At 63.8% G+C, this 18186-nt stretch carries 18 protein-coding genes; 6 read left to right on the top strand and 12 right to left on the bottom strand.

Translation table 11 applies throughout. The annotated features are described in order from the left end of the window. Nucleotides 1–64 precede the first annotated feature (64 nt). From VM94_RS04745 to VM94_RS04735, 3 genes are read right to left on the bottom strand one after another with little or no spacing between them, the layout of a single operon-like run. Complete coding sequence (locus tag VM94_RS04745; RefSeq protein WP_046682414.1) at nucleotides 65–883, bottom strand: metallophosphoesterase family protein; 819 nt, start codon at nucleotides 881–883, stop codon at nucleotides 65–67. A gap of 4 nt (nucleotides 884–887) precedes the next feature. Next, on the bottom strand, nucleotides 888–1796 hold the full coding sequence (locus VM94_RS04740) for a diacylglycerol/lipid kinase family protein (protein ID WP_138828869.1): 909 nt from the start codon (nucleotides 1794–1796) through the stop codon (nucleotides 888–890). A gap of 12 nt (nucleotides 1797–1808) precedes the next feature. Next, on the bottom strand, nucleotides 1809–2561 hold the full coding sequence (locus VM94_RS04735; protein WP_313902970.1) for a phosphatase PAP2 family protein: 753 nt from the start codon (nucleotides 2559–2561) through the stop codon (nucleotides 1809–1811). Nucleotides 2562–2707: 146 nt separating this feature from the next. On the opposite strand from VM94_RS04735, the gene VM94_RS04730 reads away from it, so the two are divergent. After that, the gene (locus tag VM94_RS04730; RefSeq protein WP_010396348.1) at nucleotides 2708–2932 is read left to right on the top strand and encodes a hypothetical protein; all 225 of its coding nucleotides are present in this window, start codon (nucleotides 2708–2710) and stop codon (nucleotides 2930–2932) included. A 107-nt stretch (nucleotides 2933–3039) separates the two neighbouring features. Here VM94_RS04730 and VM94_RS04725 read toward each other — a convergent pair whose 3' ends face one another. The 4 genes from VM94_RS04725 to VM94_RS04710 form a co-directional block, all read right to left on the bottom strand. Beyond that, complete coding sequence (locus VM94_RS04725) at nucleotides 3040–4140, bottom strand: AI-2E family transporter (RefSeq protein WP_046682412.1); 1101 nt, start codon at nucleotides 4138–4140, stop codon at nucleotides 3040–3042. A gap of 216 nt (nucleotides 4141–4356) precedes the next feature. Next, the gene (locus VM94_RS04720) at nucleotides 4357–5547 is read right to left on the bottom strand and encodes a DUF1501 domain-containing protein (protein ID WP_046682411.1); all 1191 of its coding nucleotides are present in this window, start codon (nucleotides 5545–5547) and stop codon (nucleotides 4357–4359) included. 21 nt (nucleotides 5548–5568) lie between these two features. Continuing rightward, nucleotides 5569–7116, bottom strand: a complete 1548-nt coding sequence (locus VM94_RS04715; protein ID WP_046682410.1) for a DUF1800 domain-containing protein — start codon at nucleotides 7114–7116, stop codon at nucleotides 5569–5571. 96 nt (nucleotides 7117–7212) lie between these two features. Beyond that, nucleotides 7213–8118, bottom strand: coding sequence for a LysR family transcriptional regulator (locus VM94_RS04710; RefSeq protein WP_046682409.1), 906 nt, complete (start codon nucleotides 8116–8118; stop codon nucleotides 7213–7215). 173 nt (nucleotides 8119–8291) lie between these two features. Here VM94_RS04710 and VM94_RS04705 point away from each other — a divergent pair, with 173 nt between their 5' ends. Next, entirely contained in the window at nucleotides 8292–9308 is a 1017-nt protein-coding gene (locus tag VM94_RS04705; protein WP_046682408.1) for a zinc-binding alcohol dehydrogenase family protein, read from the top strand. Here VM94_RS04705 and VM94_RS04700 read toward each other — a convergent pair whose 3' ends face one another. Continuing rightward, nucleotides 9309–10577, bottom strand: coding sequence for a glycerate kinase type-2 family protein (locus VM94_RS04700; RefSeq protein ID WP_046682407.1), 1269 nt, complete (start codon nucleotides 10575–10577; stop codon nucleotides 9309–9311). 23 nt (nucleotides 10578–10600) lie between these two features. Beyond that, nucleotides 10601–11932, bottom strand: a complete 1332-nt coding sequence (locus tag VM94_RS04695) for an MFS transporter (protein WP_046682406.1) — start codon at nucleotides 11930–11932, stop codon at nucleotides 10601–10603. 139 nt (nucleotides 11933–12071) lie between these two features. Between VM94_RS04695 and VM94_RS04690 the strand changes: the two genes are divergently transcribed. After that, a complete protein-coding gene (locus VM94_RS04690) occupies nucleotides 12072–13286 on the top strand; it encodes a sugar diacid recognition domain-containing protein (protein ID WP_046682405.1) in 1215 nt (404 codons plus the stop codon). Further along, nucleotides 13283–13636 (top strand): YnfA family protein, encoded by a 354-nt coding sequence (locus VM94_RS04685; protein WP_046682404.1) that lies wholly within the window; start codon nucleotides 13283–13285, stop codon nucleotides 13634–13636. Before VM94_RS04690 ends, VM94_RS04685 begins: the two co-directional genes overlap by 4 nt. On the opposite strand, the gene VM94_RS04680 is transcribed toward VM94_RS04685, so the two are convergent. Together VM94_RS04680 and VM94_RS04675 are read right to left on the bottom strand one after the other, a co-directional pair. After that, nucleotides 13637–14038 (bottom strand): tellurite resistance TerB family protein, encoded by a 402-nt coding sequence (locus tag VM94_RS04680; protein ID WP_046682403.1) that lies wholly within the window; start codon nucleotides 14036–14038, stop codon nucleotides 13637–13639. Nucleotides 14039–14102: 64 nt separating this feature from the next. Beyond that, nucleotides 14103–15065, bottom strand: a complete 963-nt coding sequence (locus VM94_RS04675; protein ID WP_046682402.1) for a TerC family protein — start codon at nucleotides 15063–15065, stop codon at nucleotides 14103–14105. Between the two features lie 159 nt (nucleotides 15066–15224). On the opposite strand from VM94_RS04675, the gene nhaR reads away from it, so the two are divergent. Next, complete coding sequence (nhaR, locus tag VM94_RS04670; RefSeq protein WP_046682401.1) at nucleotides 15225–16124, top strand: transcriptional activator NhaR; 900 nt, start codon at nucleotides 15225–15227, stop codon at nucleotides 16122–16124. Between the two features lie 3 nt (nucleotides 16125–16127). Here the strand turns inward: nhaR and VM94_RS04665 are convergent, their stop codons facing one another. Then, complete coding sequence (locus tag VM94_RS04665; RefSeq protein ID WP_046682400.1) at nucleotides 16128–17141, bottom strand: zinc-binding alcohol dehydrogenase family protein; 1014 nt, start codon at nucleotides 17139–17141, stop codon at nucleotides 16128–16130. Between the two features lie 98 nt (nucleotides 17142–17239). Between VM94_RS04665 and VM94_RS04660 the strand changes: the two genes are divergently transcribed. Continuing rightward, nucleotides 17240–18166: a LysR family transcriptional regulator gene (locus VM94_RS04660; RefSeq protein ID WP_313902969.1), complete on the top strand. Its 927-nt coding sequence runs from the start codon at nucleotides 17240–17242 to the stop codon at nucleotides 18164–18166. Nucleotides 18167–18186: the final 20 nt, after the last annotated feature.

Genomic DNA, 18186 nt, shown 5'->3' with positions numbered 1-18186 from the left:
CCAAAGCCAACAATCTTGTCGGATTAGGCCCGGCTTCGCCGCGCCAATCCGACCTACGGGAAACCTACAGCGGCCGCAAGCTGGCCCACACGCCGCCCTGGCGCTCGAATGCTTCCGTGCTGACTTTTTCAAAGTCGGCGCTGTCCTCATTCCAGCTGTAGCGCTCGACCCGGATGCAGCTGTTTTCCACGCGCAGCACATTGAAGGAGTTCGACTCGCCCCTGCCCCGCGTGGACGTGGCCGTGCCCGCCTGCACCATCAGCGCAGCATAGCCGGCGATCTTGTAGCGCTCGGCCGTATTGCCCGCCACGCTCGCATGCAAGTGTCCCGCCAGCAGCAAATCCACGCCGCATTCGGAAAACATTTGCAGCGCCTGCGGCGCGCGGTCGACCAGGTCATCCTTGTCGAAGTTTTCCGGCAAGTCGAATGGATGGTGCGTGACGATGATGCGCGTCAAACCGGGCGGCAAACTGCCCAGGCGTTCACGCAGGAAATCGATCTGCTCGTGGCTGATGCGCCCATCCTTGAACGTCAGGGAACGGGCCGTGTTGATGCCCAGCACGGCGATTTCCTCGTCCACATATTCGGGCGACAAATCGTCCGTCACATGGCGCCGGTACTTCACCAACGGCGTGAGGAAGCGGGAAAAGACGTTGTACAGCGGCACGTCATGGTTGCCCGGCACTACGATCTGCGGCCCCGGCAAACTGTCGAGAAAGTGCCGCGCCTGCTGGAACTGGGCGCTGCGGGCGCGTTGCGTCAGGTCGCCCGAGACCACCACCACGTCAGGCTCCAGGCGCTCGACCAGTGCGCGCAAGGGCGCCAGCAGGTCCGCATCGACCCTGCCAAAATGCAAGTCGGACAAATGCACGATGGTACGCATGGTCTTACTCCCCAGAAAGTGCCGGCGCCGGCACGAGCACGGCCAGCGCGGCCGTGCGGATGCGGTACTGCAGCGGCGTATTCATGATGGTCACTTCGCCATCGGTGGCCACGCGCAGGCGGCGGTGATGCGTGGCGATTTCCAGGTCGGTGGCCGTCAACACATCAAAATCCTTGGCCTGCGACAACTTGCCGAACAGCGCGTGCAATGCCAGCTTCAACAAGCCCAGGCGGCCCGGACGCTGCGCCACGTACAGGCTCAGCTGGCCGCCATCAAGCCGCTCGCGCTCGCCGATATTCAAGCCTTCCATCAAGTATTCATTATTACCGATGAAGACGAAAGGCGTGCGCCGCGCATGCACGGCGTCGTTGAGTGTCAATTGCACGCTGAGGAACGGATAGCGGCGCAAGGCGGCCAGCAGGGCCCAGCTGAAGGCGAGCCACTTGCCCCGTCCCAGCCGGCGCTGCTGCTTTTCGCGGTCGCGCACGATATCGGGATACAGGCCCAGGCTGGAATTGTTCAGGAAGATGCGGCCATTGACTTCGCCCACGTCGACCTGGTGCGGCACGCCCTGCGCCACGTTGGCAATCGCCGCATCAAGCTCGAGCGGAATATTCAAATCCTTGGCGAAATGGTTCAATGTGCCCAGCGGCAAGACGCCGAACGGCGTGCCGCTGCCGACAACGACGGAGGCGACGGCATTGATGGTGCCGTCGCCTCCCCCGGCCACGACGATGGGCGCGCCATCGCGCAGTGCTTGCTCGGCCGTGGCAATCATCTCGGCGCCGCTTTGCGCCAAGGTAATGTCGGCATCGAGCCCCACGGCGGCGAATTTCGCTTCGAGCTGCTGCGCCCAGTCGGGCGCATAGCCGCAGCCGGCGCCCCCGTTGATGATGACTGCAATCTTGCTCAGGATCGTTTCCCCTTATTTGGTTTGCCGGATGTGCCGGCGCCGGCGCAGGGTCGACACGCCAGCGATACAGATGGCCAGCCAGCCATAGCTTTCCGCCATGGCCGCCAGCACATCGCTCAGGTAATGCGCGCCCAGGTAGATGCGGCTGAAGCCCACGAGTGACGCCATCAGGAAAGCACCCAGCGCGATGGCGATGCGCTTGCCCCAGGCACCCGGCGCCGTCTGGCAAATCAGGTAGGCGGCCAGCAAGCCGTACAGGGCAGTCGAGGTGGCAGTATGGCCACTCGGAAAGCTGTACGTGCTCAAGGCCGTCTGCAGGATGGGCTCGTCAAAACTGGGCCGCGCGCGGACAAAAATGTACTTTAGCAGCAGGTTCAAAAACATGACGCCCGGCATGGTGATGACCAGGGTAAAGAGCCAATAGTCGGCCCCCTTGCGGCGCAGATACCAGCCCAGCAAGACAGCCAGGGTGATGGCGCCGATCACGCCATGCATGTGCGTGACGACCAGCAGGAAACTGGTGATCCACGGCACGGCATGCTGGTTGAACCAGTGCGCCACCTGCAAGTCGATCACGGTGATTTGCTGCATGCCCATCACGGCTTCGGCGATCTCGTGGAAGACCACGATGGCCACCAGCATCAGCGCCACGCCCACCGTCATATGCAAGCCCAGTTCGCCCTCGGGCGACAGACGCGCCTCGACGAAGCGGCGCAGTTTCGTGGTCCAGCCCGTGGTCATGCCCAGGTCATTTTTCTCTTGCAAACTACTTACTCCTCAAATTAAGCGTGGTGATCAAAAAAACCACACCAGTAAAAAAATACTGTTTATTCATACAGTAACTGTGTATTCATACAGTAGTTATGCTATTCTGATGACTCGTTCAACACATCTCCCTCAAAGGAATTGTCATGGCAACATTGAATAGCGGTTTTGGCTCACGGTTCGGCCTGGAATACGCCCCAAGCTCTTTCCTCGTCCGCATGGGCAAGCGCGAAATCCTCGTCTGCCGCGACTTCCGCAAGCGCTACTACACCGTCAATCCCCTGATCGAGTGCGGTACGGGCATCGAGCCGGGCTATGTTGAAGTGCTGCTGATGCGTCGTTGGTTGCTCATTCTATCCAAGGCACATTAAGAATGACTTTAAAACAAGGTGCTCGCACCCTGTTGTAAAGTCAGCTCCGTCCGGCCACGCCGGGAGCGCGCCAGTACTGGCCAGCGGCAACGCTGGCCAACCCCTCATTACTGTATGCGTTCCGGCGCGGCCGGGCTGGCAGGTGTTTGCACTGGCAGCGCCTTGTCGGACACGTTCGCTTCGTACCAAAGCGTGACGAACAGCACCATCACGACAGGGCCGATGAACAGGCCCACAAGGCCCAGGGTTTCCACGCCGCCCAGAATGCCGAACAACACGGCCAGGAAGGGCAAGCGGGTGGCGTTGCCGATCATTCCGGGGCGCACGAAGTGGTCTGCGACGAACAGCACCACGGTGCCCCAGACGGCCACGCCGATGGCGGCGCCCACATTACCCTGGAAGACCAGCAAGGCGGCCGCGCACAGGTAAGCGAGCGGCGCGCCGAACGGGATGATGGCCAGGATGCCCGTGGCGAACGCCCACAGGGCCGGCGACGGCAAGCCGGCGATGGCGTAGGCGATGCCGATCAGCACTCCTTCGGCCAGGCCCACCAGCACCAGGCCGTTGACGGTCGCGCGGATGGCGGTCGGGATCTTTTGCGCATAGCGGCCCCACCGTTCTGGACGCAGGAAATGGCTGCCGACGACCGTGATCTGGCGCGTCAGCGCTTCGCCATCCTTGTAGAAGAAAAACAGGCACAAGAAAGCCAGGCCAAAGTCGACCAGGCGGTGGAACACGTCCGCGCCCAGCACCTTGAGCATGTCGCGCGCGGAATGAAAGCCGCCCACGGCGCTGCCAGCAAAGAAGTGACCGAGGCCATGGGGCTGGCTCAGGGTGGCTTGCCACCAGTCGCCGATGGCGCTGCCGGCCAGCGGGATATGCGCCACCCAGTCCGGCACGGGCAAGCCGTCCGTATTCGCATGCACGACGAAATTGGCCAGCGCTGGCACTTCGCGCGCCGCCTGCGCCACGCCGAACAGCACGGGAATGATGAAGATGCAGGCGAACGCCAGGGTCAGCACGGCCGCCGCCACGATGGGGCGCTGGCCCAGCGCCGCGCGCACGTGCAGGTACAGTGGCCAAGTGGCTACGCACAGGATGCCGGCCCACACGAGCGGCAAGAAGAAACGCTGCATGACGAAGGCCGTCACGGCAATCAGAGCCAGGGAAAAACCTGCGCTGACAATATCGCGCTGGGTATCGTTCATGCCACTCCATTCGTGCCCCGCACACTGTAAAGGTGTGCAGGCTTATAGCGCCTAACAAAACCGTAGCGAGCGGAAGGAAGTTGTGGCTGAGAAGCGCAACTGTACGAAGGTACAGTGAGCATCGCAGGCCGCAAATTACGACGCGCAGTAGGTTTTGATAGGTGCTAGGCTACGCGCCAGTTGCGCAGGCATAGCGTAACACGGCGGTTCGCTGCATCACACGAGACCCAGCTCCACCGGCTTGACGCCGGCAAACACGTGATCGAGCTGCACCGACGTCAAACCGAAGGTGCGGCGCAGCAAGCCGCCCAGCACGGCCCGGTATTCGTTGAGCACGGGCATGTCGCGGTTCTGGAACAGCGTCGCCTGCGAAATCGCCACCTGCTCGCCCGCCACCTGTTTCCCATGGATAGCCCCGCCCAGCACCCAGAACACGCTGCCATGGCCGTGGTCCGTGCCGCGGTTGCCGTTTTCGCGGAAGGTGCGGCCAAATTCGCTGACCACGACGACGACGGTATTGCGCCACTCGCTACCCATTTCCTGCGAGAACGCAGCCAGGCCACGCCCCAGCTCATCGAAACGCCCCGCCAGGTAGCCGTTGGCGCCGCCCTGTCCCACGTGCGTATCCCAGCCGCCCACGTCAACGAAGCCAAGATTGTATTTGTCCTTCATCAGGCGGGCGATGCGCTGCGCTTCCAGTTCAAAGCCCTTGGTACTGATGGCGTTGCGGTTGGCCGCCTGCATCTCGCCCGTCAATTCCTTCGTCACATCGTCGCGCACGGCAAATCCCGCGCTGACCGGCTGCTGCAGGGGCGTACCCTTGTACATGGCCGCGATGACCTGGCTTTGACGCGCATCAATGCCCGACTTGCCCACGGAACGCAACGCCATGTTCGGCACCTGCACGCCGCCCTGGAAGATCAGCGGCAGCTGGTCCGTGAAGGAAATGGCGTGGTTGCCTTGCTTGGCATTCAAGCTTTGCGCCAGCCGGTTCAAAAAGCCCGAGCGGAAATCGCGGCGCCCGCCCAGTTCCTGTCCCAGCTCGATGCTGTCCTGCGTCTCGAAATGGCTGCGCGTCAGATCCGTCGTGCCCGCAAACGGAATGAAAGCCGCCTCACCGCCCGTAAACATGGGATAGATGGTTTCGCGCAAAGCCGGATGCAGGGCCCAGTCGGCGTTCAAGGCCAGCGCGCCGTTTTCTTCGCCCGGTTTCGCGATGGCGATATTCGGCCGCGATGCATAGTAAAAATCGCTGCCGATGGGCACCAGCAAGTTGTTCGCGTCATAGCCGCCGCGCAAAAAGACGAACAATAGCTTCGCATTCGTGGCGGGCGCGGCCAGCAAGCTGCCCACGTGCGACAACAGGGGCGCGGCGGCCAGGGCTTTTAACAAATCACGACGATTCATGGCGATTCCTTCAGTTTCAACTTAGCGGTGCATCATTTCAGGGGATGACAGCAAAAAGGTATTCCACTCCTGCGGCGAAGCGGCCTGTTCCAGAGCCTGGCGCGTCGCCGGACTCAAGGTTGGCTGCAGCGACTGGAAGTACAAGGCGCTGGCCAGCTGAGGAAACGCCACCTTTTCCTGCGGCTGCGGGCCATCCGTCTTGAACAGGCCGGCGCTGCCCGAACCGATGGTGCGGGCGATATCGAAACGCGTCGTCATCTGGCCGGGGCTGGCCCAGGAGGCGTCCGTCAGAGGATAGCCGTCCGGCGTCTGGCGTCCGTACAAAGGCTGGCCCATGCGCGAGAGCCAGCTCAGCATGGGACCTGCGTTCAGGATGGGCTTGTCGTCATAGCTGAGGCGCACGGCCGACACCACATAATGCATGGGGTCCTTGAATTTCTTGCCCAGCGACTGCTTGAATTCCGGGCTGTTGAACATGGTCTGCAGCACGTCGGCAATCATGCCGTCGCTTTGCTGGAAGGTGGCCGCCATGCGCGCCACCAGCGGCGCGGGCGGATTGTCGCCAACGAAATACTGGGCCAGCTTGCCGCTGATAAAGTGCGCGGTGGCGGGACTGCGGCTCAGGCGGTCCAGCGCTTCATCGAGCTCGGCCAGGCCCGTGCCCTTCACCGTTTGCCCGAGGAATTGCTTATCGCCATAATCGTGGCGGTTCGGGTTGAACTCGAACAAGCCCCGGCGCACGTATTGCGACTGCAGCGCCGGTTTCACCTTCGGCGTGTCCGCGCCCAGGTTGACGCCCACGCCCGTCAGGATGCGCGCCAGCTCCTGCACGTCCGTCTGGCTGTAGCCGCCGTTCACACCCAGCGTGTGCAGTTCCATCAACTCGCGCGCATAGTTTTCATTGATGCGCTTGACGGCGTTGGCTTCATTGTCCAGGTAGCGCAGCATGGCCGGATGGTGGACGGTCGCGCCCAGCAAGTCGCGGAATTTCCCCAGCGCATGCGGCGCGATGGCGTTCGCTTCGTAATCGCCGACCATGGCGCGCAAGTTGTGCTTGCCCTGGTGCACGCTGAAATGGTTGAGCCAGAACCAGCTCAGCTGCTGCTGCAGCTGGTTCGGCGAATACACGTCCAGCAACAGCGAACGCGTGGCCGCTTCGCGCGCCAGGCGGTTGAGTTCTTGCTGGTAATCCTTTTGCGCCTGCTGCTTCGCCACGTCGTCCATGACGGCAGCCGCCTCCTTGCGTTTTTGCTCCACGGACATGACGAGCTGATCGAGCGGCACCTGGCTGATCGTCATGGCGTCGATCTGCGCCTGCACGGCGGGCGGCAGACTGGCTTTACCCGGATGCAATTGCGCCTGCAGGTAAGCGCTCCAGCCTTCCTTTTGCAACTGGCGCGCACTGCCCCCGTTCACGCCCCAGCTGACACGTTCAAGCATCGCGATGCCTTGCGCGGCATTGTCGGGCGCGACGACGGCATGCTGCGCGGCCGGCGGCGCCGTCGCGGCGCAGCCGGCCAGCAACAGCAGGGAAATCAAGGTCGTCGGCAATAGTCGGTGAGGGGTCATGGCAGTCCTTCAAGCGGTTTCAACCAGAATGCCTGAGGGTACGCCCAGGTTGACCTGCGCATGATTGCCATTTGCAACGAGTTGTAATCAACAATGCTATTTTTGCAATTCCGCGCACTTATCGCGCAGGAAATCGCGCAGCTGCAGCACCAGCGGCGTCACTTGCGCCCGGTGCGTGCAGACCAGGTGCAAGGGCGTAGCCTCGCCCGCCACCTGGGGCAACAGTGCCTGCAGGCGGCCGGCGGCCAGGTCGCCAGCCACATCGAGCCGCGATTTATAGGCGATGCCCAGGCCCGCCACGGCCCAGCGGCGCACCAGGTCGGCGTCGTCGGCGCTGCGGTTGCCGCTTACGGCTATCGTCACTTGCTCGCGCTGGGGCAGGCGGTAAAAGGTCCAGCGGTCGTGCAAGCCGTCTTCCAGCGCGAAGCGCAGGCAATTGCGCTGCGCCAAGTCTTCCAGCGCCAGCAGGGGTCCATGTTCGCGCAGGTAGGCGGGCGACGCCACCAGCACCCGGTCGTTGGCGGGCGCGACCGGCATGGCAACCATGCTCGAATCGTCCTGCTGCCCATAGCGGATGGCCACGTCGACTTGCTGGCGCACCATGTCGGCCACCCGGTCGCTGACGCTGAGCTGGTAGTGCAGTTTCGGATGGCGCGACTGGAACTCGTCCAACCAGCCCAGCATCAGGTTGCGACCCAAATCCGAGGGCATGGCAATTTTCAAGGTTCCGCCGAAACTGTCCTTGCCAGCCAGCAGCGCATCGTGGCCGGCGCGCAGCAGGCGCAAGGCTTCGCGCGCGTGTTCCAGGTATTGCGTGCCTTCCGCCGTCAGGCTCAGCGAACGGGTCGTGCGGGCCAGCAGGCGCAAGCCCAGCTCCCCTTCCAGGCGCTTGACGGCGGCGCTGGCCAGCGCGGGCGAAATGCCGATCTCGCGCGCGGCCGCCGACAAACTGCCGCGGTCGGCCGTGCGCACAAACACCTGCAAGTCATCGAGTCGCAGCAATTTTCAGCATTCCTTTGAAAGTGTTTCGGTATGCGCCCCCTGTTTCCAAGGCGAGAAAATGTTCATGATACGTCATCAAGCCTGTATGGCGTAGGTCGGATTAGCGGGGCACAGCCCCGCGCAATCCGACACCGCCATCGGCCGCGCCATCACTCTTTACCGAAGGAACACCCATGAAAGCCATCGCCTACCACCACAGCCTGCCCATCACGGATGACAACGCCCTGCTCGACATCGAGCTGCCCGTTCCCGTCGCCACGGGACGCGACCTGCTCGTCGCCGTCAAGGCCATTTCCGTCAACCCCGTCGACACCAAGGTGCGCAAGAACCGCGCGCCGAAAGACGGCCAGCCGGAAGTGCTGGGCTGGGATGCGGCCGGCGTCGTCACCGCCGTCGGCCCCGACGTGAGCCTGTTCCAGGTGGGAGACAAGGTCTGGTACGCGGGCGCCATCAACCGCGCCGGCAGCAACAGCGAATTCCAGCTGGTCGACGAGCGCATCGTCGGCCACATGCCGGCCAGCCTGGACTTTGCTCCGGCCGCCGCCCTGCCTTTAACCGCCATTACTGCCTGGGAATTGCTGTTCGACCGCCTGCAGATCAGCCGCGACAAAAATCTCACCGGCAAGTCCCTGCTGGTGATCGGTGCGGCCGGCGGCGTCGGCTCCGTGCTGGTGCAACTGGCGCGGCAGTTGACGGGTGTCACCATCATCAGCACGGCGTCGCGCGCGGAAACGGCGGACTGGGTCAGGGAACTGGGCGCCCACCACGTGATCGACCACAGCCTGCCCCTGGCGCAGGAAATTACGCGCCTCGGTTTGCCGCCCGTCGATTATGTAATCAGCCTGAACCAGACGGACGAGCATTTCGAGCAAATCGTGGAACTGATCGCGCCGCAAGGCAAGTTCGCCCTGATCGACGACCCCGAGCACATCGACGTGCGCAAGTTCAAGGGCAAGAGCGTGTCGCTGCACTGGGAACTGATGTTTACCCGTTCGCTGTTCCAGACGGCCGACATGGTCCAGCAGCATGAACTGCTCGAAGAGCTGGCGCAGCTGGTGGACGCAGGTGTCATCAAGACGACCCTGGCCGAGCGCTTCGGCACGATCAACGCGGCAAACCTGAAACGCGCGCATGCCCTGCTGGAAAGCAATACCGCGAAAGGGAAAATCGTCCTGGAAAATTTTAACTAATCAGGTAATCAAAATAGCCCGGAAATCATTGACGTTCGTCAATGTCGGACCCGTGATCACGCTATCTCCCAGCGCCTGGAAGAAGCCGTGTCCATCGTTGTTGTCCAGGCTGTCGCGCGGCTTGATGCCTTGCGCCCAGGCCCGTTGCAGGGTGTCGGGCGCCAGGACCGCACCGGCGATGTCTTCCTGGCCGTCGACGCCATCCGTGTCGCCGGCCAGCGCGTGAATGCCCTCGTGGCCGTCCAGCGCGATGCCCAGCGCCAGCAGGAATTCCACGTTGCGCCCGCCGCGGCCTTTGCCGCGCACGGTGACCGTCGTTTCGCCGCCCGACAGCAGTACGCACGGGGCGGGAAACGGCTGGCCCCGTACGGCCGTCTGCAGCGCGATGCCGGCCATGACCTTGCCCACGTCGCGCGCCTCGCCTTCCAGGCTGTCGCCTAATATATACGGCGTGACGCCGGCCGCGCGCGCCACGGCAGCGGCCGCTTCCAGCGCCATCTGCGGCGTGGCGATCAGGGTCGTGCGCGTGCGCGCCAGGCGCGGATCATCGGGTTTCACGGATTCGCCGCGCCCGCTTTCCAAGGTCTTTCTTATGCTGTCCGGCAAATCCATGCCATAGCGGCGCACGATGGCCAGCGCATCGTCGCACGTCGTCGCGTCGCCCACCGTGGGGCCGGAAGCGATGTCGCCGAGCTTGTCACCGGGCACGTCTGAAATGGCTAACGTCACCACTTGCGCCGGATGGCAGGCAGCCGCCAGCCTGCCGCCCTTGATGGAGGACAAATGGCGGCGCACGCAATTCATTTCGCCGATGGTGGCGCCCGACGCCAGCAGCGCGCGGTTCAAGGCTTGCTTGTCGGCCAAAGTGATGCCATCCAAAGGCAAGGCCAGCAAGGACGAGCCGCCGCCCGAGATCAGGCACAGCACCGTGTCGTCCGCCTGCAAGTTGCCCACCAGGTCGAGCATGCGCCGCGCGGCCTGCATGCCGGCCGCATCCGGCACAGGATGCGACGCTTCCACGATCTCGATGCGTTCGCACGGTACGGCATAGCCGTAGCGCGTCACCACCAATCCCGACAGCGGCCCCGGCCAATGCCGTTCCACGGCTTGCGCCATGGCGGCCGACGCCTTGCCGGCGCCGATGACGATCAGCCGGCCCTTGGGCGCGGGCGGCAGATGGGGCGGGATGCAGTGCGACGGCTGGGCCGCGGCGATGGCGGCCTGGAACATGGCTTGCAGCAAGGCGCGCGGCGCCGCAGTGGTCGTCATTCTCAATTCCTCCTTCGATGACATCAGCGATTCACAATGCGCGCGGGAACGCGCAGCACCAGTATGGCGCCCAGCAGCATCACTGCGGAAAGAATATACAGGGCCACGTCGGTGCCGCCCGTCGCATCCTTGATCCAGCCGACGAGGAAGGGGCTGACGAAACCCGCCACCTGGCCCAGCGAATTGATCAGCGCCAGGCCGCCGGCCGCCGCCGCGCTGCCGAGAAACGCCGTCGGCAAGGGCCAGAACATGGGCAGGCCGGACAACGCGCCCATGGTCGCCAGCGACAGGCCGATCAGGGCGATAACCACGTTGCCGTGCGCCTGGGTCGCCAGCAGCAAGCCGCACAGCGCCATCAGCAGGGGGCCGCTCAAATGCCAGCGGCGCTCCTTGTGCTTGTCGGCCGATCGGCCCACCCAGATCATGAAGATGCTGGCGCACAGATAGGGAATGGCGCTGATCCAGCCCACGGCGACGGGGCTGGCGAAACCCAGCGACTTGACGATGGTGGGCAGCCAGAAGTTGATCGCGTACACGCCCATCTGGATACAGAAATACACGAGGCCCAGCATCCACACATGCTTGTTGCGCAGCACGCTGGCAAAGGTGTCGGCCGTATTCGCGCTGTTGCGACGCTGGCGTTCATCCTCGTCGAGGTCGGCGCGCAGCAGCTGCTTTTCTTCGGTATTGAGCCACTTCGCCTGGGCGATGCCATCATTGAGCAGTACGTACACGAGAAAGCCCAGCAGCACGGTAGGAATGCCTTGCAGCAGGAACATCCATTGCCAGCCGGCCAGGCCGCCGTGGCCCGCGAACGATTGCATCATCCAGCCCGACAAGGGGCTGCCCAGCAAGCCGGAAATGGGGATGGCCGACATGAACAGGCCCATGATGCGGCCCCGGCGCGACGCGGGATACCAGTTCGTAAAGTACAGCACGATGCCGGGGAAGAAGCCCGCCTCGAACACGCCGGTGATAAAGCGCAGCGAATAGAACGCGGCCGGCGTGGTGACAAACATCAGGCAGGCCGAGGCGATGCCCCAGGCAATCATCAGGGTGCCGATGACCTTGCGCGCGCCCAGGCGGTGCAGCAGCAGATTGCTGGGCACGCCGCTGGCCACGTAGCCGATGAAGAAAATGCCCGCGCCCAGGCCGTACACGCTTTCGCTCCATTGCAGCGCATCGAGCATTTGCAGCTTGGCAAAGCCGACATTCACGCGATCCAGGTAATTGAACAGGTAGCAGATGAAGATAAAGGGGATCAGATGCAAGGTCACCTTGCGGTAGGCGCCTTCGCGCACGCGGTCCTGCGCGGACGCGCCGGCGGACAGGCTGGCGCCTGGTTGGGTGGTCATGGGTGTCTCCTGACTATTTTTTATGGGATACGGCCTGCCCATCGTACAATCGCCCACAGAAACAGTCATCGTGCGGATGCATGAAGAAATTGAGCGCCCAATACGATGATTCCATGCAGATGCACAAGACGGACACCACATGCCGAATATTGACCTCCCCCTGGCGCAGGACATCGTCCAGCGCACCATGCACATCATTCCCTTCAGCGTGAATGTCATCGATGCGCACGGCGTGATCCTGGCCAGCGGCGACCCGCAGCGCGTGGGCGACCTGCATCCGGGCGCGCAACTGGCACTGGCCCGGCGCGCCAGCGTGGAAATCGGCGCGGCCGACATGGCCCGGCTGCCGGGCACGCGGGCCGGCATCAACCTGCCCCTGACGGTGCGCGGCGAGATTTGCGGCGTGCTGGGCTTGACGGGCGAGCCGGACGCCGTGCGCCAGTTCGGCGAACTGGTGCGGGCCATGGCGGAAATGATGCTGGAGCAGGCGCGGCTGGTCAGCGAGTTGCAGCACGAAAAGCGCTACCGCGAGGAATTCGTGTTCCAGCTCGTGTACCGCACGGGCATTTCGGACGCCAGCATGCAGGCATGGGCGGCGCGCCTGGCCGTCGATTTGCGCGTGCCGCGCGCCATGTTCGTGCTGGAAATACCGGATGCGGGCGAAGGCCCGGGCGAGCGGCTCGACCAGGTGCTGACGCAGCTGCAACAAGTGCAGTCCGACCTGTCGGCCCGCTGGCCATCCCTGCTGATGGCCGTCGTCTCGCCGGGCGAACTGGTGCTGCTCGACGCCTTTCCCGCCAGCGGCCCGCAGCAGGCGCGCGCGGCGCAAGCCAGGCAGCGCCTGCTGGAACTGCACCAGGTGGCGCAGCAGGCGCTCACGCCGAACGCCACCCTGGCCATGGGCGTGGCCTTACCGGGCCTCGATGGCGCGACGGCATCGTATGAGTCGGCGAAGCAGACGGCGCGCGTGGGCCGCGCCCGCGATGGCGAACAAACCACTTTTTCCTATCTGGAACTGAGCCTGCCCGTGCTGCTGTCCGGCCTGCAAGCCGGTTGGCAGGCGGAGCAATTGCGCCAGACCCTGGCGCGCCTGCAGGCGCACGACCGCAAGTCGGGCACCCTGATGCGCACCTTGGCCGCCTGGTTCCGCCACCACAGCCACCCGATGGCCACGGCCAGGGCCTTGCACATCCACCGCAACACGCTCGATTACCGGCTGCAAAAGATCGCCGAACTGACGGGGCTGGACCTGGACGACACGGATGACCGCCTGCTGCTGTATGTTGCCCTGCAGCTCAATGAAGGCTCACCCGTCTACAATGGCGGCTCGACTGAAAAAACAGGAATGCAATGAACGACGCCATCGAATGGACCAGCCTTGCCCGCACTTTCGGGCTGTTTACTGTCACGGCCGTGGCCGAACTGCTGGGCTGCTACCTGCCTATGCTGTGGCTGAGCAACAAGGGCAGCGCCTGGCTGCTGTTGCCGGCCGCCCTCAGCCTGTTGATCTTCGTGTGGCTGCTGACCTTGCATCCGGCCGCCAGCGGCCGCGTGTACGCCACGTATGGCGCCATCTATATCGCCACGGCGCTGGGATGGCTGTGGCTGGTGGACGGCGTCACGCCCGCCTGGACCGACGTCGCCGGCGTGGGCCTGGCCTTGGCCGGCGCCGCCGTCATTGCCATGGGGCACAAGGCGCAGTAATTACGCCGCATGCCGGCGGAAGTTGGTTTCCGCCGACCATGCCGCGCTGGCGCGGGCCAGCAACACGGCTTCGCCATCGGCCAGCCAGTCGTCCGCATCGGCGATCTTCCACATGGCTTGCAGCAGCTTGCGGCGCAAGTCCGGGTCGGTGATTTCATCGAGCAAGCTGTCGATCACGCCATTGGCCAGTTGCACGGCGCCATGCACGGTCGATGTCAGCATGTCATCGCACAGGTCTTGCAGCAGTTGCTGGAAGGCGGCCGGCTCCAGGTCGATGTGATCAAGGATCTTGCTGCGGTGCATCGCTTGCAGCTCGGCGCTGGCCAGGTTGCCATCGACCACCATCATCAGGGCCAGAATACGTCCCGCTGCCTGGGGACTGTTCATTGCATAGGTACGCATAGTTCCTCTTTCCATTCTTGGTTAAAAAGCGCGCCCCGCCATTGCAGGGCGCGCGGTACGGCATTTACTTCTTGTCGCTGCGGGTGATGAACACGCTCGCCACGCAGCTAGCCACGATCAGGACCGCCACCACCAGCAAGGACGCTTCGACGGGCACGTGATACCACGGCATGATCAGCATCTTTGCGCCAATGAACACCAGCACCATCGCCAGGCCATACTTGAGCATGTGGAAGCGGTCGGCCACGTCCACCAGCAGGAAGTACAGGGCGCGCAATCCCATGATGGCGAACAGGTTCGACGTGAAGACGATGAACGGGTCCGTCGTGATGGCGAAAATCGCCGGGATCGAATCGACCGCAAAGACCAGATCCGTCACCTCGATCAGGATCAGCACGAGGAACAAGGGCGTGACATAGCGCAAGCCATTCTTTGCGACGAAGAAACGTTCGCCATGGTCGCCGTCGGCCACCCGCAAGTGGCGGCGGGCAAAGCGCAGCACGGGGTTGTTCGCCACGTCCGGTTCCGCATCGGCCGCCACCAGCATGCGTATACCTGTAATCAACAGGAAAGCGCCGAACAGGTACAGCACCCAGCTGAACTCGCTCACCACCCACGCGCCGGCCATGATCATCACGGCGCGCATGACGATCGCGCCCAGCACGCCATAAATCAACACGCGGCGCTGGTACTGGATCGGCACCTGGAAGGCGCTGAAGATCAGCAGGAAGACGAACACGTTATCGACCGACAGGGCTTTCTCGATCAGGTAGCCGGAGAAAAATTCCAGTGCCTTCTGGTTGGCGATCTCGGGACCGGCCGTGCCGTTCAGATACCACCACAGACCGCCGTTGAACAGCAGGGCCAGGCTGACCCACACGAGCGACCACGTGGCCGCTTCCTTGACGCTGACCTTGTGCGCTTTGTTGCCGCCAAAGACGAACAAGTCCAGCGCCAGCATCACCAGGACAAAGGCGATGAAGCCGGCCCACATGGGTGCCGTAGCAATACTTTCCAGGCCATTCATCGGCGGCCTCCGCGACCATCTGTCTGTATTCTGAAGTCCATGACACTCTCCTTGCATGAATTGAGCAGCCATCATAGTCCGAATACAAACATCGAACAAATCGAATATAATTTAATAATACATCGGAAAAATCGATGTATTAACCTGCCGGGAAACACCATGTCGACACTCAATTTCAAGCACTTGCGCTATTTCTGGATGGTGGCCAAGACGGGCAGCATCGCCCGCGCGGCCGAGCAGCTGCACCTGACGCCGCAATCGATTTCCGGGCAGCTCAGCGAATTTGCCGACACCCTGGGCGTGGAACTGTTCCGCCGCAGCGGGCGCCAGCTGGAATTGACGGACACGGGCAGGCGCATCCTCAGCCATGCCGAAAGCATTTTCAGCACGGGCGATGAATTGCTGGAAATCGTGCGCGACCAGTCGCGCACCACGACGACGACGTTTCGCGTGGGGTGCGCCGATTCCGTGTCGAAACTGATCGCCTGCCGCCTCGTGGAACCGGCGCTGGGCCTGGCCGAACCGCTGCGCATCATTTGCCGCGAAGGCCGGCTGGCCAGCCTGCTGGCGGACCTGGCCGTGCACCGGCTCGACCTGATCATGGCGGACCGTCCCATGCCGGCCCACTTGAGCGTGCGCGGCTTTAACCATCTACTGGGCGAAAGCGGCATGACCCTGTTCGGCACGCCAGCCCTGGCCGCCACCCTGACGGGCGGCTTCCCGCAATGCCTCGACGGCGCGCCGCTGCTGCTGCCCGGCGAAGACTTCGCCATCTACGGGCGCTTGCTGCAGTGGCTGGGCGATAACAACCTGCACCCGCGCATCGTCGGCGAGTTCGACGACAGCGCCATGATGAAAGCCTTCGGCCAGTCGGGCGCCGGCCTGTTCTTTGCCCCCACCGTCATCGCGCCCCAGGTGTGCGAGCAATACGCCGTGGTGGCGCTGGGCAGGGTCGACAGCCTCGTCGAACAAGTCTACGCGATCACCACGGAACGGCGCTTGCGCCACCCGGCCACCGTGGCCATCAGCCAGAGCGCGCGGCGCGAGCTGTTCGTCTAGGCGTTACACCGCGCTGACGACGATCTTGCCCGGCTGCCCGCCCCGCTCGAGCAACGCATGCGCGCGCCGCAAGGTGGCCGCGTTCATCGGCGACAAGCGCTGCCGCAGCGTGTGGCGCAGCACGCCCTCGTCCAGCAGCCGCGCCACGCGATTCAGTATCCGGTGCTGCTCGATCATGTCTTCGGTGACAAACAGAGGCCGTGTAAACACCATTTCCCAGTGCAGCGAGATGCTCTTGCCCTTCAGCGGCACCGCATCAAAAACATCATGGTCGTCGATGACGGCCAGCTTGCCGTGCGGCGCGATGAGCTGCACCAGTTCCGCGACGTGCTGCGCCGTGTGCGACAGCGCGGCGATATGGCTCACGGGCGCTACCTTCAATGCCGCCACCTGCGCCGGCAAGGGTTGTGTATGGTCGATCACGTGGTGCGCACCCATGGCCCGGCACCAGTGGGCGCTGTCGCCGCGCGAGGCCGTGGCGATCACCGTCAAGCCCGTCAACTGGCGCACCAGCTGGATCAGCATGGAACCGACGCCGCCCGCGCCGCCCAGCACCAGCAGGCTGCCCCGTGGCTGCCCGTCGCCCGGCGCGATGGCAAAACGCTCGAACAGCAATTGCCACGCCGTCAGCGCCGCCAGCGGCACGCTGGCCGCCTGCGCAAAATCCACGCTCGCCGGCATGCGCCCCGCGATACGCTCATCGACCAGATGATATGCGGCATTCGCCCCCGCGCGGTCGAACGAGCCCGCGTAATACACGGCTTGCCCCGGCGCGAACAGGGTCACTTCGCTGCCCACCGCATGCACGACGCCGGCCGCATCCCAGCCCAGAGTCGTGACGGCATCGGGTACCGTCACCAGCCCTGCGCGCACCTTGGTGTCGAGCGGGTTCACTCCCACGGCGCGCACTTGCACCAGCACGTCGCGCGGGCCGGGCACGGGCATCGGGCCTTCCATGTCGAACAGGCCGCCTTGTTCGCCCACACTGCTCGCTTTTTTGAAACCGATCATCTTCATTGCATGCTCCTGCAGGTCAAAACACAATGGTAAGCAGCCACACGAGAAAGAAAAATATGCTTCAATGCGTTTCACACCTGACCAAACTGTCATGAATCATGCAAGACATCGATAATCTCTCCGGCGTGGCCCTGTTCGTGCAACTGGCGCAGGCGGGCAGCTTTGTCGCCGCCGCGCGCCAGGCCGGCATTTCGCCCTCGGCCGTCAGCAAGAGCCTGGCCCGGCTCGAGCAGCGGCTGGGCGCACGCCTGTTCCAGCGCAGCACGCGCCAGCTGAGCCTGACGACGGAAGGCAAGCTGTTCCTCGCGCGCAGCGAACGCATCCTGGCGGAAATGCAGGCGGCGCAGGAGGAGCTGGCGGGCACGCTGGCGCCGCGCGGCCGCCTGCGCCTGGGCTTGCCGGAACTGGGTGGCCTGTTCCTGCCCGCGCTGGCCGATTTTGCCGCGCAGCACCCCGCCATCGAGCTCGACCTGGACTTTTCCGACGCGCTGGCCGATGTCGTCGGCGACGGTTTCGACGCCGTCATCCGCATCGGCGCACCGCGCGATTCGCGCCTGGCCGCCCGCAAGCTGGGCCAGTTCCGCTCCTGCCTCGTGGCCTCCTCCGCCTACCTGGCGCGCCACGGCACGCCCAGCCATCCCCTTGAACTGCAACAACATGCTTGCCTGCACTACCGCTTCCGCCACAGCGGCAAGGTGGAACAGTGGCAGCTGCGCCAGCAAGCCGAGGCGCCGGTGCCGGAATTGCCACTGTCCATGCTCTGCAACAACGTCGAGGCACGGCTGCACTTCGCGCGGAAAGGCCTGGGTATCGCCTGGCTGCCCGACTTTTACGTGCGCTCCGCCATCGATGACGGCAGCCTGGTCGAAGTGCTGAGGGACTACGCAATCACCGGCCATCCGGCCCACAGTTGCTGGCTGCTGTGGCCATCCGGGCCGCACCTGGCGCCGAAAGTGCGGGCGCTCGTCGATTTCCTGGCCGGAGCGGATCTTCTGTTGCCAGCCGCCTACGGATCAGGCCGATAAAATACATTCGGACAAATACA

The organism is Janthinobacterium sp. KBS0711 (assembly GCF_000988085.1).
GTDB classification, from domain to species: domain Bacteria; phylum Pseudomonadota; class Gammaproteobacteria; order Burkholderiales; family Burkholderiaceae_D; genus Janthinobacterium; species Janthinobacterium lividum_E.
Note: the sequence above shows the minus strand (reverse complement) of the source record. Positions and strands in the feature narration are given on the sequence as shown.